Source organism: Oryzifoliimicrobium ureilyticum, assembly GCF_037199735.1.
Taxonomy (GTDB): Bacteria; Pseudomonadota; Alphaproteobacteria; order Rhizobiales; family Rhizobiaceae; genus Rhizobium; species Rhizobium ureilyticus.
Genome location: NZ_JBBBVQ010000013.1, coordinates 88,962 through 104,249, shown reverse-complemented (window position 1 = coordinate 104,249; position 15,288 = coordinate 88,962). Strand labels below are relative to the sequence as shown.

At 57.6% G+C, this 15,288-nt stretch carries 15 protein-coding genes; all 15 read left to right on the top strand.

Going from position 1 to position 15,288, the window contains the following annotated elements; all coding sequences use genetic code 11:
• The first annotated feature begins 20 nt into the window (after positions 1 to 20).
• Entirely contained in the window at positions 21 to 1,571 is a 1,551-nt protein-coding gene (locus VQ830_RS17900; protein WP_337269510.1) for a sugar ABC transporter ATP-binding protein, read from the top strand.
• Positions 1,568 to 2,566 carry an ABC transporter permease gene (locus tag VQ830_RS17895; RefSeq protein ID WP_337269509.1) on the top strand — a complete coding sequence of 333 codons (999 nt, stop codon included), beginning with the start codon at positions 1,568 to 1,570 and terminating at the stop codon, positions 2,564 to 2,566. Before VQ830_RS17900 ends, VQ830_RS17895 begins: the two co-directional genes overlap by 4 nt.
• A complete protein-coding gene (locus VQ830_RS17890; protein WP_337269508.1) occupies positions 2,566 to 2,772 on the top strand; it encodes a hypothetical protein in 207 nt (68 codons plus the stop codon). The genes VQ830_RS17895 and VQ830_RS17890 overlap by 1 nt, the downstream gene beginning before the upstream one ends.
• Complete coding sequence (locus tag VQ830_RS17885) at positions 2,769 to 4,181, top strand: amidase (RefSeq protein ID WP_337269507.1); 1,413 nt, start codon at positions 2,769 to 2,771, stop codon at positions 4,179 to 4,181. The genes VQ830_RS17890 and VQ830_RS17885 overlap by 4 nt, the downstream gene beginning before the upstream one ends.
• 30 nt (positions 4,182 to 4,211) lie before the next feature.
• Positions 4,212 to 4,739 carry an NADH-dependent FMN reductase RutF gene (gene rutF / locus VQ830_RS17880; protein WP_337269506.1) on the top strand — a complete coding sequence of 176 codons (528 nt, stop codon included), beginning with the start codon at positions 4,212 to 4,214 and terminating at the stop codon, positions 4,737 to 4,739.
• 446 nt (positions 4,740 to 5,185) lie between these two features.
• Positions 5,186 to 6,067, top strand: a complete 882-nt coding sequence (locus VQ830_RS17875; protein WP_337269505.1) for a glycine betaine ABC transporter substrate-binding protein — start codon at positions 5,186 to 5,188, stop codon at positions 6,065 to 6,067.
• Positions 6,068 to 6,160: 93 nt separating this feature from the next.
• A complete protein-coding gene (locus VQ830_RS17870; protein ID WP_337269504.1) occupies positions 6,161 to 6,778 on the top strand; it encodes an ABC transporter permease in 618 nt (205 codons plus the stop codon).
• Between the two features lie 10 nt (positions 6,779 to 6,788).
• The gene (locus VQ830_RS17865) at positions 6,789 to 7,430 is read left to right on the top strand and encodes an ABC transporter permease (protein ID WP_337269503.1); all 642 of its coding nucleotides are present in this window, start codon (positions 6,789 to 6,791) and stop codon (positions 7,428 to 7,430) included.
• Positions 7,427 to 8,359 carry an ABC transporter ATP-binding protein gene (locus VQ830_RS17860; RefSeq protein ID WP_337269502.1) on the top strand — a complete coding sequence of 311 codons (933 nt, stop codon included), beginning with the start codon at positions 7,427 to 7,429 and terminating at the stop codon, positions 8,357 to 8,359. The genes VQ830_RS17865 and VQ830_RS17860 overlap by 4 nt, the downstream gene beginning before the upstream one ends.
• A gap of 15 nt (positions 8,360 to 8,374) precedes the next feature.
• On the top strand, positions 8,375 to 9,454 hold the full coding sequence (locus tag VQ830_RS17855; protein WP_337269501.1) for an LLM class flavin-dependent oxidoreductase: 1,080 nt from the start codon (positions 8,375 to 8,377) through the stop codon (positions 9,452 to 9,454).
• On the top strand, positions 9,451 to 10,776 hold the full coding sequence (locus VQ830_RS17850) for an LLM class flavin-dependent oxidoreductase (RefSeq protein ID WP_337269500.1): 1,326 nt from the start codon (positions 9,451 to 9,453) through the stop codon (positions 10,774 to 10,776). Before VQ830_RS17855 ends, VQ830_RS17850 begins: the two co-directional genes overlap by 4 nt.
• A 5-nt stretch (positions 10,777 to 10,781) precedes the next feature.
• Entirely contained in the window at positions 10,782 to 11,783 is a 1,002-nt protein-coding gene (locus VQ830_RS17845) for an ornithine cyclodeaminase family protein (protein WP_337269571.1), read from the top strand.
• A complete protein-coding gene (locus VQ830_RS17840; protein ID WP_337269499.1) occupies positions 11,780 to 13,261 on the top strand; it encodes an HAL/PAL/TAL family ammonia-lyase in 1,482 nt (493 codons plus the stop codon). The genes VQ830_RS17845 and VQ830_RS17840 overlap by 4 nt, the downstream gene beginning before the upstream one ends.
• Positions 13,262 to 13,538: 277 nt before the next feature.
• Positions 13,539 to 14,567 carry a four-carbon acid sugar kinase family protein gene (locus tag VQ830_RS17835; RefSeq protein ID WP_337269498.1) on the top strand — a complete coding sequence of 343 codons (1,029 nt, stop codon included), beginning with the start codon at positions 13,539 to 13,541 and terminating at the stop codon, positions 14,565 to 14,567.
• A 2-nt stretch (positions 14,568 to 14,569) separates the two neighbouring features.
• The gene (locus tag VQ830_RS17830; protein ID WP_337269570.1) at positions 14,570 to 15,277 is read left to right on the top strand and encodes a FadR/GntR family transcriptional regulator; all 708 of its coding nucleotides are present in this window, start codon (positions 14,570 to 14,572) and stop codon (positions 15,275 to 15,277) included.
• The last annotated feature ends 11 nt before the right edge of the window (positions 15,278 to 15,288 follow it).

The following is a 15,288-nucleotide window of genomic DNA, read 5'->3' as shown; positions in this document are numbered from 1 at the left end:
CCTGCTGACAGGAGCCAGCAATGTCCGATCATGCCGTGCTTCAAATGAACAACATCCGCATGCGCTTCGGTAGCCACTACGCACTGAAGGGCGTTACCTTGTCGGTCCGGCGCGGTGAAGTATTCGGACTGCTTGGCCAAAATGGATCTGGCAAGTCTACCATGATCAAGGTTTTGGCCGGGTTTTATCAACCCGAGGAGGGCAGCGAAGTCATCCTGTGGGGGCAGAAGATGCCGCTGCCGCTGAACCAAATGGATATCAAGACCAGGGGTGTTGCTTTCGTTCACCAGCACCTTGGTCTTGTGCCCTCGCTGACGGTCGTCGAAAACATGCGTGTCACGGCGCTCGGTCAGAAAAACCCTTGGCTCGTCTCCTGGAAAAAAGAAGCGAAGCGGATCTCCCGTCTGTTTGCCGAGTTTGACCTTGAAATCGATCCTTTATCGACGATTGCGGAACTGGCGCCGGTAGAACGTGCTTTCGTTGCCATCGTTCGCGCCTTTGAAGACTTGCGCGCTTCAAACGCTGGTTATGGCGGGGAAGGCATTCTCGTTTTAGACGAGCCCACCCCATTCCTGCCGGCGGATGACGTTAAGCGGCTTTTCTCCCTCATTCGCTCGATTGTCAAAACCGGTGCGTCTGTCGTCATCGTCACTCATGATATCGATGAGGTGCGCGACATCACCGATCGTGTTGCCGTTCTTCGCGACGGAGAGCTCGTTGATATCATCGATACGAAGACCGCCGAACGCCAGGCAATCCTCGATACCATCGTCGGTAGCCGCATCGATGCTTTTGTCAAAGACCGCAATGCCGACGCGCGTGTGGCCGCGATCGCCGTACGAGGCGTAAGGGTCGAGACAGGGCCTGCTTTTGATCTTGATATCGCTGAGGGCGAAACGCTCGGCGTTACGGGTCTGATCGGCTCTGGCTTCGCGGCACTCCCTTACATACTCTACGGTGCGCGAAAGGGGGCAGGGCGGATCACACTGGGTGGGCTGACTGTCGATCTGGAGAAGATCACGCCAGCCAGAGCTCAGATGATGGGTATCGCTTTTCTGCCTGGCGATCGTTTGGGCGCAGCCGGTTTTGGCAGTCTTTCCGTGACCGACAACATCACGCTGCCGGTGCTTGGCGAACATCTCATTGCGTTCGGACTTGATCGCAGCAGCATGACGCGAAAGGCCGCGCGCCTTTCCGAGATCTATGACGTACGCCCTCCGCGACCTGAAATGATGCTTGGCTCGCTCTCGGGCGGAAACCAGCAAAAGGTATTGCTCGCCAAATGGCTTCAGATGAAGCCAAAGCTGCTGATGCTCGATGAGCCGACGCAGGGCGTCGATTTCGGAGCCCGCCAGCAGATCTTCAAGGCCCTCGACCGGGCCACGGCCGAAGGGACATCGATCTTGTGCGCCTCGACCGACAACGAGCAGCTTGAACAGATTTGTGACCGGATCATCATCTTTTCCAAAGGCCGGCCAGTCATTGAGCTGAAGGGCGACGAAATTACGCGCAAGGCTATCACCGAAGCTTGCTTCTACTCTGGATCCCATCACGCGGAGGCTGCAGAATGACGACGATCGACATGTCCGCAAAGGCGCCGCGACACTCCTTCAACGTCAAGCGCGAAGGTGAGCGCTACGCCTTGGTCGCAGCCTGGCTTCTTTTGATCATTATCTTCGGCGCCTTGATGCCGGACTCGTTCCTGAGTTGGCGTAACTTCTCGACCATGTTCGGTTCGCAGGCGGTCCTCGTTGTGCTGACACTTGCCATCATCGTTCCGCTGACATCAGGCGATTTCGATCTCTCCGGCGCCTCCGTCCTGACCATGAGTTCGATGTTGATTGCCGTCCTCAACGTCAAGCAGGGATGGCCCATTGGCCCCGTCATTCTCGTGGCACTTGCCTCAGGCGTGGTCATCGGAGCGATCAACGCTTTCTTCGTTCTCTATTTCCGCATTCATTCTCTGATTGTGACCTTGGGCGTTGGCACCTTTGTTAATGGCATGATCTTGTGGGTCAGTCAGTCCCAAACCATTTCCGGAGTTTCGATGACGCTGGTGGAGTGGGTCATCGTCAACAGACTGTTCGGCATTCCGTTGGCCTTTTTCTATGCACTGATCCTGGCGGCGGTGCTGTGGTACGTGCTGGAATACACGATTGCGGGCCGAAAGCTCTTGTTTGTCGGGCGTGGTCGTGAAGTCTCGCGTCTTAACGGCATCAATGTGGATAAGGTACGGGCGGTATCCTTCATCATCTCTGGCCTGATCTCTGCCCTGGCCGGAGTGTTCTATTCCGGAATGACCGGATCTGCCGATCCGCTTTCTGGCCTCAATCTGTTGTTGCCGGCGTTTGCCGCAGCCTTTCTTGGGGCGACCACTATCTCGCCAGGGCGCTTCAACGCCTTCGGCGCCATCATCAGCGTCTATTTCCTGGTGACAGGCATCACCGGTCTAACCATGCTTGGCGCACAGGCCTATGTGCAGAACTTGTTCTACGGCGGAGCGCTTGTCGTTGCAGTTTCGCTCAGCCAGCTCGTGCGCAATCGCCAACCGCAGGATTTCAGCTAATGGAAGAGATAAAGGAAGCGATGGGCCTTCTGGCTCTCACTTATCTTGATCGCGAGGCAAGTGCGGAGGAGCTGTCTGCCATGGAACAGGAGATGGCGCGAGATGCGAAATGGATTGCGCCGCACGCCTATGGGCGGCATGGCAGCATGTTTCATCTGGAGACGAGCAGTTTCTATGCGATCTTGAATGCGAAGGCGGCTGAATGAACGATCTTGATCCAAACTCGCTTTTGGAGGCGGCACATCTCGTGCGAAGCGGCAAGTGCTCTTCGGTGGATTTGACCGTTGCAGCATTGGATCGCGCCGAGGCAACACATGCGCGCCTTAATGCCTTCATCGAGATCGATCGGGAAGGGGCCTTGGCCGCAGCGAGGGCGGCAGACGAGGCCGTTGCTGAGGGCCGCCGCCTCGGACCTTTGCATGGCGTACCGCTTGCCCATAAGGACATGTTCGATCACGCAGGCAGGGTAACCGGCTGCGGCTCGAAAATCCGGGCGAATTACCTTGCCGAGACAAATGCCTGTGCGATCGCGCGCCTTCAGGCGGCAGGGACATTCTCGATCGGCCGGCTCAACATGTCGGAATTTGCAATGGGCCCGACCGGCCACAACCATCATCATGGCCGCGCCATCAATCCCATCGATGCGGCGCGCATTACTGGTGGTTCTTCAAGCGGTTCGGGCGCTGCGGTCGGCGGCGGGGTCGTGCTTGCAGCACTCGGCTCGGACACTGGCGGCTCCATCCGACTTCCAGCTGCCTGTTGCGGCGTGGTCGGCATCAAACCGACACAAGGCCGCGTGCCGCGCACCGGCGCGATGCCATTGTCTTTCTCGCAAGACTGCGTAGGCCCTCTCGCACGCTCGGTCGAAGATGCCTTTACAATTCTCAAGACAATCAGCGGACCCGATGGCAAGGACACCACTTGCGTGGACGCAGAGCTCTTGCCTCTTGCGGATGATATCTCGGCAATCAGGGTCGGGCTCGGGACAGGCATGTTCCTGAACGGCGTTTCAAACGACGTCGGAGCTGCGATGGAAGAAACGGTCACGGCGTTGAAGCCTCATGTAGCCTCTATGTCTGAGGCCGACTTGCCTGATTTCAGCGGCATTGCAGAGCTTGCAAATGTCGTTGCCATGAGCGAGGCTGCAGCCATCCATTTTGACTGGATGCGCGAGCGCCCTAAGGATTATGGTCCGCAGTTGCAGTCGCGACTGGCGCAGGCAATCGCTGTTCCGGCGCCGATTTACCTTCGCGCATTGCAGATCCGGGCTCGTATGCTTGCCGATTTCTTGCAGACCGCCTTTGCCACATGCGACGCCATCATCGTGCCCGCCATGCCGTTCGTCGCGCCCCTTGATGCGGAGGTCAATGTCGGTGCGGGGCCACGCATGAACACAATCCTCGCTGGTATGACGGTGTTTACCCGGCCGTTCTCATTTCTAGGATTGCCTGTCGTGACCTTGCCGGTAAAGAACTGCAACGGCCTGCCGGTTGCGATCCAGATCGTCGCGCCGCCTTGGCGTGAAGACATTGCGGCCTCTGTAGCCCGCAAGCTCGAAACTGTCTTGGCCCTCGGCCGGTTCCAATCGCTTGAAACCACCCGTCCGGCGGCCTGAACCGCGCCACCATTTGCGAAGGAGTGATCCATGAACGCCATGACCACCATCACCGCAGAGTCCGATATAGCCGAAGAAATCAGCCAGCTCGATTTCCGCAACGCCATGGCGAAGATGGGAGCTGCGGTCAATATTATTACGACAGACGGTCCGGGAGGCAAGGCAGGCTTCGCCGCCTCTGCCGTCTGCAGCGTGACGGACACGCCGCCGACTTTGCTCATCTGCTTGAACCGCTCCAGCTCAGTCTTCGAAACCTTCGAGAAGAACAAGACGCTCTGCGTCAATACGTTGAGCGGTGCTCACGAAAAGCTCTCTGGCCTGTTTGGCGGCAAGACGCCCGTCGATGAGCGCTTCGCCGCCGCCGATTGGGACCGTGGATTGACAGGAGCTCCCCGACTAGCGGATTCGGTCGTCTCTTTCGATTGTATCGTGAGCGACAGCGTCGATGTCGGCACCCATAAGGTTCTGTTTTGCCGGGTGGTTGCCATCCACGAAGGTGGTTCCAGCGAAGCGCTCATCTATTATCAGCGCGGCTATCACCGGATCATACCAGAATGATGCTTGGAAGGCTGGCCATGCGACATCCTCGTGTTTGGAGCGATGCGGCACAGTCCATGGTTCCAGTTTCGGTGACGGACAGTCACTTGGTTGCCATCCAATGCGCGCCTTTTCGCTTATCTCCAAGCGGAACGTAGAACGTCGCGCCATCCAAGTGGGGTCAATTGTGCCAGGATCTCATCCGAGGATGAGATCGGATGTACTTGTCCTGGATGCTAGAGTATTCGAGCATTCAAAAACCGGCCTGAGGCCCAGTTTCAGTTCGAGTTCTAGGCAAGGGACCATTTAAACGGGCAAGGGTCTCTGTACATCACGGTAGCGGACCGAGAATGTGAAAGGCAATTTCTTCCAGAACGATGAAAATTGGTACGCTGTTTCACGCCAATTGGACGAAACGTTCTATATGTCTTACGAAACTGAAACGGATTATGTTCAAGGGGAATACAATGTTCTGGAAGTCTCTGACCGGCCTGCTGGCGGGCGCTATAATGACTGCGGGTGCCGCGATGCCCGCCAATGCCGATGCGGTCAAGATTGGTAGCAAAAATTTCACGGAACAGTTCATCGTTGCGGAAATTTACGCGCAGGCCCTTGAAAAAGCAGGTGTCGACGTGCAGCGTCGTCTCAATCTTGGTGCCACGCTTGTTGCCCATACTGCACTGACGAACGGTGAGATCGATTTGTATCCCGAATATACCGGCACGGCATTGGCCGCCGTGGTAAAGGGTGATCTCTCGGGGTCGGCAGACAAGATTTACTCGGACGTCAAGGACTATTACGAGAAAAACCTCAAGCTGACGCTCCTAAAGCCGACCCAAATCAACAACGGCTATGCGATCATCACGTTGCCTGAGACCGCCGAAAAGTACAAACTGAAGACACTGAGCGATCTTGGCCCCGTTTCCAAGAACCTGAGCTTCGGCGCCGAGGGCGGTTTTGGAGAACGCAAGGACGGTCTGCCGGGCCTGAAACAAGTCTATGGAATCGAATTTAAGGAATTTAAGATTTTCGCTAAGCTCGGAATTCGCTACAGCGCACTGATGAGCAAGGATCTCGATGTGTCTTACGGTTTTGCAACCGACTGGCAGATCTCTGACAATAAGCTTGTGGTTCTGGAAGACGACAAAAAGCTCTTCCCTCCCTATTACCTTGTTCCCGTCGTGCGGCAAGATGCGCTCGCCAAAAACCCGAAGATTGCCGAGGTCCTGAATAAGATCAGCCCGCTTCTGGACAACAAGACCATGCGCGAACTCAACGCCAAAGTCGATCGGGACAAACAGGAACCGGCGGAAGTCGCTGCAGAGTTCTTGAAGGCTCAAGGTATCTGAGAAACCCAAACCGTTGCTTGCCCTCACCATGAAATGCGGCGAAGCTGCCGGCTTCGCCGTTTTGTCTTGATCGCTAAAGCAGGATACGTCTCGTTGAACTGGGCACCCAAGCATATTCCGGAAATCGCACTGGCCGTCTGGCAGCATCTGGTATTGTCGGTTTCCTCGGTGTTGATCGGCCTTGTGATCGCACTCATCCTCGGCATCCTTTGCGCCCGGCGGCCGCGGTTTTATGCTTTCGCGCTCACAGTAACGAACGTTGTCTTCGTCATTCCGAGCCTTGCGCTCTTCGCCCTCTTGATCCCGTTCTTTGGTCTCGGCATGAAACCGGCTCTGATTGGTCTGTCGTCCTATTGCTTGCTGATCCTGCTGCGGAACGTCGTGACTGGCATCCGGGGCGTCCCAGTGGATGTGCTTGATGCTGCCGATGGTATCGGGTATGGCCCATGGCAGCGTCTGTTTCGCATCGAGTTGCCGCTCGCGCTGCCCTTAATTGTTTCGGGTGCGCGTATCGCGCTCGTTACCGTAGTCGGTATTGCAACGGTTGCCGCCTTTATCGATGGCGGCGGACTTGGATCGATCATCCTTATCGGTATCGACCAGGAATATGCTGAGAAAATTCTTGTTGGAGGCCTCCTGACGGCGCTGCTGGCAGTCATCTTTGACTTCATTCTTTCCTGGGCGGAGCGCGCCCTTCTGCGTTGGAATTGAGGGCTGCTGCATGCTGAGCAAAGCCTTCTTTTGGGTCATCGATCACCAGGCCGAGTTTTTTCGCGCGCTGGGCCAGCATCTTTTAATGTCGGGCGTATCCCTGGCGATCGCGCTTGCCATTGCCCTGCCGCTTGCGGTCCTCATCGTCAACCATGGACGCTTTGCCTTCGGCGTCATCAATGCCATCAACGGTCTCAGGACTATTCCCAGTCTCGCCATTCTGGCGATCATGATGCCATTGCTTGGGATCGGCATCATGCCCTCGATTGTCGCGCTCACTGTTCTTGCTCTTCCGCCGATCCTCCTCAATTCTTATGTCGGTCTGCGAGATGTCGATGCAGACGCTGTTGAAGCGGCGATCGGCATGGGCATGACCCGCAGCCAGGTCTTACAAAAGATCCGAATCCCGTTGGCCGCTCCCGCCATGTTTGCAGGCGCGCGTACCGCTGCGGTCCAGGTGCTGGCGGGCGCAACCCTGGCGCCCTTTATCGGCGGGGGAGGGCTTGGGGACTTCATCGCAACGGGGATGGGCATGATGGATACATCGCGGCTCCTGGTTGGAGCAGTGCCGATCGCGGTATTGGCTCTCAGCACCGAATTTATCCTCGGCCGTGTGGAAAAACACCTGTTTGCAGAAGGGCCTACCGCATGATCCGAATGGAGAATGTCACCAAGCGCTATGACGCGAATGCGGCGCCGTCGGTGGACGACCTCACGCTGGACGTGCCAGAAGGATCCACTGTCGCGCTGATCGGCCCTTCCGGCTGCGGTAAGACGACGACAATGCGGATGATTAACCGCCTGATCGAGCCGACGGATGGTCGGATCTTCGTCAATGGCGAAGACGTAACGAAAGGCGATCCAGTCAAGCTCCGACGTCATATGGGTTATGTCATCCAAAATGTCGGGCTTTTCCCGCATATGACAATTGCTGAAAACGTCGCGGCCGTACCGAAGCTGCTTGGTTGGGATCAGCAGAAGATTGTCAAGCGCACCGATGAACTGCTGGGTCTTGTTGGCCTTGATCAGCAGGAAATACTGAACCGTTACCCGCGCCAGCTCTCCGGTGGCCAGCGCCAGCGGATCGGCGTAGCGCGCGCCTTGGCGGCCGATCCAGCGGTGCTTCTGATGGACGAACCCTTCGGCGCCATTGATCCCATTGCGCGGCTGCGTCTGCAGGACGAGTTCAAGCAGATCCTCAAACGTGTCCGCAAGACAGTCGTTTTGGTTACCCACGATCTTGACGAGGCCATCCGCCTCGGCGACCGCATCGCCATCATGCGCGCCGGTAGGATCGTGCAATATGATACGCCCGATGCAATCCTGTCCCATCCGGCGGATGAGTTCGTTGCAAACTTTGTCGGGATCGACCGGGCGATCAAGCGCCTTACTCTATTTTCAGTGGCCGACGCGATGTTGGCGGGCGCGCCGCCTGTATCGACGACCGGCGTTGCGGCCAGCGCCAATCTGCGCGAAGCCCTCTCGCTGATGATTGCCGCCAACAGCGACGTCCTTGCCGTGATCGACGCCAGCGGCACTGTGACCGGACATCTGACGCGCGCTGCCATCTTCGCGATCTGAGCGCAGGAGCTTTTGATGCATCTCGGTTTGTCTCTTACCCCTTTCGGTCATGATCCATCTGCTTGGCGCGAAGGCGGAACGATGGAGCAGCTTGGTTTCGATGCACTGCTTTCTCACGTCGAGCAGGCGGAAGAAGCCGGGGTTGATTTTGTTCTCCTCAGCGATCGACTTGGACAGCGGCCGACTGCTAATCTTTCGCCTATCGCGATTCCGTTCGAGCCGACGACGCTTGTTGCAGCCCTTTCCACGAGGGTACGCTGGATCGGGTTTGTTGCTGCGGCGTCTACCGCTCAACACGAACCCTACAACCTTGCGCGCCGTTTCGCCTCGCTGGATCATATCAGTCGGGGGCGGACGGGTTGGCTTGCCGTGCCTTCGACTGATGATCTCGCCTGTAGCGCGGAATATCTCGGCCTGGTCCGTGACCTTTGGGACAGCTGGGAGGACAACGCCTTCGTCTATGACAAGGCAGCAGCCCGCTTCTTCGAACCGAGCAAGATGCATGTGCTGGGTCACAAGGGTAAGCACTTTTCGGTGCGCGGGCCGCTGAACGTCAATCGTTCACCACAGGGCAGACCAGTCTCCGCCCAGTTTTTAAGCGAGAAAGACACAGTTCTAGCTGCTCATCATGCCGAACTTCTCCTTCTTCAGGACGCTGTCCCGGAATCTGCGAACAAAGCCGCTGCTGATTTCGTTCGCTTGCTCGAAGCTGCAGGCCGTCAGCGGCAAGATGTCTGCATTCTCGCAAACGTTGTTCCGGTAATTGCTGAGAGCTCAGACGCGGCGCAAACGGCTAGTCATGCGCTTGACTTCGGTCAGGCTGATCGGGCGATACAGCCGCTATCGGCGGCCCGGCTGGTCGGGACATCGGATGAGATAGCCGATGCGTTGGCGCAGTGGTTTGAGGCCGGCCAGGTCGATGGTTTCACCATCTTGCCGCCGACGGTCGCGATCGGCCAACTTTTCTTCTCAGATGTGATGCCGCAACTGCAACGCCGCGGCCTGATCAAAGAGAAGCGAGGTTTCACCTTGCGCGATCGCCTCAGCCTATCGCACCCCGCACATCCGGCTGCCGAAAAGGAGCACGCGTCATGAGCCGTGGCCGACAAATGAAACTCGGCGCTTTCCTGATGGCCGGTGGTCATCATATTGCGGCATGGCGGCATCCGGATGCTTATGCGCCAGCAGGCGCGGATATCGACCATTTTATCATGCTCGCCCAGATTGCGGAAAAGGGCAAGTTCGACATGCTCTTTGTTGAGGATGCCGCCGCCATCCGCGAGCGCAATCCCGAAATGGCGAGCCAAGCCGCGCGGTCCACGGGGTTTGAACCGCTGAGCCTGCTTGCAGCGCTTGCCGTCAACACCTCGCACATTGGTCTCGTCGCAACGGCATCGACAAGCTACAACGAGCCTTATGGGCTTGCCCGAGTCTTCGCTTCGCTTGATCAACTGAGCGGTGGCAGGGCAGGGTGGAACCTCGTCACGTCGGCGAGCGAACTTGAGGCGGAAAATTTTGCAAGCCGTGGACTTCGTCCGCATTCGGAGCGTTATGACCGTGCCAACGAGTTCGCCGATGCGGCGCTCGCTTTATGGGATGCCGTAGACGATGGCGCCCATCTGCCGGAACGCGCCGATATTTTTGCGGATCGCACCAGGCTGCATCCTGTCCATCACGACGGCAGGTATTTCACGGTTGATGGCGTTCTGGAAAGCCAGCGTTCACCTCAGGGGCGCCCGATCATGGTGCAGGCAGGCGCCTCCGAGATCGGCAAAGAACTAGCGGCACGCACCGCCGATGTCGTATTCGCGGCCTCGCAGACGTTGGAAGAGGCTCAGCTCTATTATGCAGATCTGAAGTCACGGCTGGGGAAATACGGACGCAGGCCCGACGACATCAAAATCATGCCGGGAATTTCACCGATTGTCGGCGCCACGGAAGCCGAGGCAAAAGCCAAATACCGGGCTCTGCAGGAATTGATTCCTGACGCTGTCGGCGTGGCTCTGCTCGCAAGCTATCTTAGCATTCAGGATCTATCGGCATACCCGCTTGATGGGCCTCTGCCCGATATGCCACAGAGCAATCTAATCCAAAGTCGGCAGCAGTTGATCATCGACCTTGGCAAGCGAGAACATTTGTCGATCCGGGAGCTGGCGCGTCACTTCGCCGGCGCCCGCGGTCACTGGCAGGTTGCAGGTACGCCTGAGCAGATCGCCGATGCCATGGAACAACGTTTTATTGAGGGTGCCGCCGACGGCTTCAATGTGATGGCTCCTCTGTTTCCCTCGGGGCTTGAAGATTTCATCACCTATGTGGTTCCTGAGCTGCGGCGCCGCGGACTGTTTCGCGTGGACTATGAAGGTCGTACGCTTCGCCACCATCTGGGCCTCGCCGCTCCCCCACAAACGAGAAGTTGATGATCATGGATCCCATCTATATCGATTACCTGAACGCCTTTGATATTGAGGCGCTCGATCTTAGCAACGATGAAATCCTCGCGGCGATTGAAACATCGCTTGGTGCGCAAGGTAGGGGTGAGACGGTCATCGAGCCCCGCGTGCATCTCGAGCCTGATTCAAGCTTCCATGGTCATTTCAACGTGCTACGCGGCTATGTGGCACCGATCGGCCTTGCGGGCGTAAAGGTTGTCGGCGATTACGTCGATAACTATAAGCTCGGCTACCCCTCCGAATTCGGTGTGCTCAACCTGTTCGATCCGCGCACCGGCGTGCCGAAGGCGATTCTGGACGCCACCGTGATCACTGACATGCGCACCGGTGCGGTGACAGCTCTCGGGGCAAGATATCTAGCTCGCAAGAGTTCCAAAGTCCTCGGCCATATCGGTGCGCGCGGTACGGCCTATTGGAACGTGCGCCTCCTGGACCATCTCTATGATTTTGACGAAATCCGCGTGCACTCGCGCCGGCCGGAAAGTCGCGATGCTTTCGGTGCGAAACTCGAACAGGATCTCGGAAAGAAGGTCACTGTGACCGACAACTGGCGTGACTGTGTCGAGGGGGCCGATATTGTCGTCGAAGCCTCGCGCCTGTCCGAACCGACACCTCTTCTCAAGACCGAGTGGATCAAGAAAGGCGCCTTTGTCGTGCCGTACGGTACGATGAGTGCGATCGAACTGTCACTGACCGATATTATGGATAAGCTAGTGGTCGATGACTGGGGTCAGTGTAAGACCGGTAAGTTTGGCTCGTTGCGCACACATGTTGAAACAGGCCGGCTCTCGGAGCAGACATTGCACGCCGAGCTTGGCCAGGTCGTTGCTGGCCTGAAACCGGGCCGGCAGAACGAAGACGAAACGATCCTTCTCTGGCATCGCGGCCTCTCGCTCAGTGACATTGCGCTTGGTCACGCGCTGCTGACGAAGGCGCATACGGCGGGGATTGGCCAGAGGCTGCGCTTCGCATGACCCGAGTTCTGCTGACCGGCTCCGGAACGACGCTAGCTGACATCGTTGCGATCGCCCGCCGAAATGCGAGCGTTGATATCACTCGTTCGGTCAGCGATCGGTTGATCAAGGCACGCCGTATTTTGGAAGACGCAGCCGAAGGCGGTCAGCAGATCTATGGCATGAATACCGGGCTTGGCGCCAACCTTAAAACGTCTGTAACGAGTGACTTCGACCTATTCCAGCTGCAGTTGATCCGCGGTCGCGGCGTCGCTGTTGGCGAGCCGCTTTCGCGCGACGTAACCCGCTCTGTCATTGCAGCGCGGCTTTCGATGTTGGCGGTTGGTGGGTCCGGTATCTCATTGCCCACCTTCCAGGCGTTGGTTGCCCTGCTGAATGCCGGCGTTCACCCGATCATGCCATCGGTCGGCTCGGTTGGCGCGGGCGATCTGGTGCTTCTGTCGGCCATGGCACGGGCCCTGGTTGGTGAAGGAGAGGCTGAGTATCGCGGTACGATCCATCCGGCGGGTGAGGCCTTGAGACTTGCTGGTCTTGCTCCTGCAAGGCTCCAGCCGAAAGACGGGATATCTCTTCTCAATGCATCGGCTGTCTCATGCGGCTTTGGCGCACTTGTTCTTCACGAGGCGCTCGCATTGATGGATGCCCAACGGCGGGCTGCATCGTTAAGTTTCGAAGGGATGGGCGGTAATGTGCTCATTTTATCGCCTGCCATCCAAAAGGCGCGGCCCGTTTCTGGTCAGGTCGAAGAGGCAGATCGATTGCTGCAGATGCTGGACGGTTCGATGCTCTTCGAGCCAGGCGCAGCGATCCAGGATCCACTAAGTCTTCGCTGTCTACCGTCGATCCATGGCGCGCTTGCTGACGCGTTGTCGAGAGCGGTTGGCATCGTCGAGCTCGAGCTGAATGCTGCGGCGGATAATCCAGTTGTTCTCCTGGAGGAGCAGAGGGTCCTCTCGTCGGGCAATTTTCACACACCCGCACTTTCTCTTGCATTCGAAACGCTCGGCCTTGCCATAGCCCAGGCGGCTGCAGCGTCGGCAGCACGCTTTCTTCAAATGACGGGTGCCAGTCGAGCCGGCCTGCCGCGCTATCTTTCGGCGGTCGGTGGGGCGTCGGCCGGCTTCGTCCCAATGCAGAAGACAGTGGCAGCTCTCATGGCCGACATCCGTCACAAGGCTAATCCTGTCATGCTCGACTTCCTTTCCGTGTCTGAAGGCGTCGAAGATCATGCGACGCAATCTGCCCTTGCAGTCCGCAAACTCGGCGAGATGTTGAAGCTCTGGCGCCTGTTGATTAGCTGTGAACTACTTGCCGCAGCGCAAGCTGTCGATCAGCGACCCGGACATCGATGCGGGCAAGGGACGGCGGCGGTGCATGCTTTCGTGCGGAAGCACGCTCCCGTCATGATCGAGGATCGGTCGCTTGGCGATGATGTCATGGCGATCGCATCAGGTTTGCTCGATGAGAGCATGGCTTAGAGACACATATCTAAGCCACAGAAAAGTTGCGAACTCTGCAGTGACGATCCCAGGGTCCCGCTCCGAGTTTACCGAAGAGGCAGCACTTCCCATCAGACGAGGGGCTTTCGGTGTCTGCGGTACAATGCCTCACCGATCTATCATGTTTCTTTTCTTCTCTCTCTACACTGACGTTGGAAGTGACAACAAAAAGCACTTATATTTGTCATTATCTTCTTTTACCTCATTGAGTAATATGATTAAATTCCTAAATTGAAGATGACAACAGGTGTTTTGGATGCTGGTAATCCTGGCTGACGACGTCACAGGCACGCTAGATGCCGCCGCACCCTTTGCCGGGCGAGGGCTCTCAACTCGTGTGGTGATGAGGATAGATGCCGTTGCCGATGCCTTGCGCAACCATGACGTGGATGTCCTTTCCGTTAATCTGAACTGTCGGGAAGTCTCTGCGAACGAGGCACGGGGCGTGATGGCAAGGGCAGTTTCCTTGCTTCCCCCTGGCGCTACTGTCTTCAAAAAGGTCGATTCCCGGCTCAAGGGAAACATTGCCGCGGAATTGGATGCTATCGACTTTCCTAAGGCGCTCGTTGCACCTGCGATTCCCGCCTTCGGCCGCTTCGTCGAGAACGGGCACCTTCGAGGATTTGGTGTCGATCAACCGATTTCTGTCCTCGCAGCGCTCGGGGGGGCAGGCGACCGCTGCCTCGTTCCCGATATGCAGACGGACCAGGATATGCGTGAGGCACTAGCGCGAGCGCAAGCCGAGGGCGTCGATCTGTTTATCGGCGCGCGCGGCTTAGCCGAGGCACTTGCGGCCTCCATGACAGGAAAGGCTGAAGCGCGGCCGGTGGACATTCCCTCTGGTACTGCCCTTTTCGTGATCGGATCACGAGATCCGATCACGCTTGCACAGGTTGCCGCTTTACGGCACGGGCTTTGCGTCGACTATGTTGAAGCGTCAAATGGTATCATCGAAGCTCCGTCCCGCTCGGAGCGAACCATCGTTGTTGTTCAGGCGCTATCGGGAGCAAGTAGGGCTTCCCCTGAGCAGGTTTCAACGAATTTAGCGGCGGGAGTTGTGCCGGAGATGACGCGGGCGGCGCGAACCTGGCTTCTTTCAGGCGGAGCGACGGCAGACGCGGTGCTTTTGCGAGCGGGCATCAGTGAGCTTGCCTTGCTTGGCGAGTGCCTGCCTGGCCTCGGCGTTGCGGAGGCTCACGGACATTGCATCATCGCCAAGTCTGGCGGTTTCGGTGCACCGGATACGCTGGCAAGAGTGGCTGCAAAAATTATGGGGGCAGAGTGAACATGGACCTGGTCGGCGGAACAGCACGCAAGGCGTTGCCTGACATTGTGTTCGAACGGATACATCGGGCGATCAAATCGGGAGCCTACAAACCGGATGAGCGACTGCCAACGGAGAATGATCTCGCGATTGAGTTTGAGGTATCGCGACCAGTGATCCGGGAGGCGCTCAGGCGCCTGCGCGAACAGGGGCTGATCTATTCGCGGCGCGGCGCTGGAAGCTTCGTGCGGGTGCTGGGGCTGCGAGAGCCGCTGGGGTTCGGTCAGCTTGAGAATGTCGCCGATTTGCTGAACTGCTATGAGTTCCGGCTGACGCTCGAGCCTGCCGCTGCTGCTGCCGCCGCTGCAAGACGCGATGAGGCGACACTCGCCACCATCCGTCGGGCTTTGGAGCTGATGCGTGACGCCACCAACAGGCAATCCCACCGTGAAGACGCGGACTATCAGTTTCATCTCGCTATCGCGCGTGCTGCCAATAACAGCTATTTTTCAACGGCCATGGAAGCACTCAAGGACCACATTTCGGCAGGGATGAAATTCCACGGCATTTCCGTTAAACGAGAGGCTGCTGGACTGTCACGCGTATTTGGAGAACATGAGGCGATCGCCGATGCAATCGCGTCGGGCGATGGTTCGGCGGCCATGGCATTGATGAAGTCGCATCTGGAAGGATCGCGCGAGCGTCTCTTTCAGACTTCGCATCGCGACTGAGCCGAAGGAGC

Excerpts from the sequence above, each read along its gene's own strand:
- VQ830_RS17855 (WP_337269501.1), top strand. The coding sequence starts at position 8,375 with ATGCATCTCGGTTTGTCTCTTACCCCTTTCGGTCATGATCCATCTGCT.
- VQ830_RS17830 (WP_337269570.1), top strand. The coding sequence starts at position 14,570 with ATGGACCTGGTCGGCGGAACAGCACGCAAGGCGTTGCCTGACATTGTG.
- VQ830_RS17850 (WP_337269500.1), top strand. The coding sequence starts at position 9,451 with ATGAGCCGTGGCCGACAAATGAAACTCGGCGCTTTCCTGATGGCCGGT.
- VQ830_RS17885 (WP_337269507.1), top strand. The coding sequence starts at position 2,769 with ATGAACGATCTTGATCCAAACTCGCTTTTGGAGGCGGCACATCTCGTG.
- VQ830_RS17900 (WP_337269510.1), top strand. The coding sequence starts at position 21 with ATGTCCGATCATGCCGTGCTTCAAATGAACAACATCCGCATGCGCTTC.
- VQ830_RS17835 (WP_337269498.1), top strand. The coding sequence starts at position 13,539 with ATGCTGGTAATCCTGGCTGACGACGTCACAGGCACGCTAGATGCCGCC.
- VQ830_RS17895 (WP_337269509.1), top strand. The coding sequence starts at position 1,568 with ATGACGACGATCGACATGTCCGCAAAGGCGCCGCGACACTCCTTCAAC.
- VQ830_RS17865 (WP_337269503.1), top strand. The coding sequence starts at position 6,789 with ATGCTGAGCAAAGCCTTCTTTTGGGTCATCGATCACCAGGCCGAGTTT.
- VQ830_RS17875 (WP_337269505.1), top strand. The coding sequence starts at position 5,186 with ATGTTCTGGAAGTCTCTGACCGGCCTGCTGGCGGGCGCTATAATGACT.
- VQ830_RS17860 (WP_337269502.1), top strand. The coding sequence starts at position 7,427 with ATGATCCGAATGGAGAATGTCACCAAGCGCTATGACGCGAATGCGGCG.
- rutF (WP_337269506.1), top strand. The coding sequence starts at position 4,212 with ATGAACGCCATGACCACCATCACCGCAGAGTCCGATATAGCCGAAGAA.
- VQ830_RS17845 (WP_337269571.1), top strand. The coding sequence starts at position 10,782 with ATGGATCCCATCTATATCGATTACCTGAACGCCTTTGATATTGAGGCG.
- VQ830_RS17840 (WP_337269499.1), top strand. The coding sequence starts at position 11,780 with ATGACCCGAGTTCTGCTGACCGGCTCCGGAACGACGCTAGCTGACATC.
- VQ830_RS17890 (WP_337269508.1), top strand. The coding sequence starts at position 2,566 with ATGGAAGAGATAAAGGAAGCGATGGGCCTTCTGGCTCTCACTTATCTT.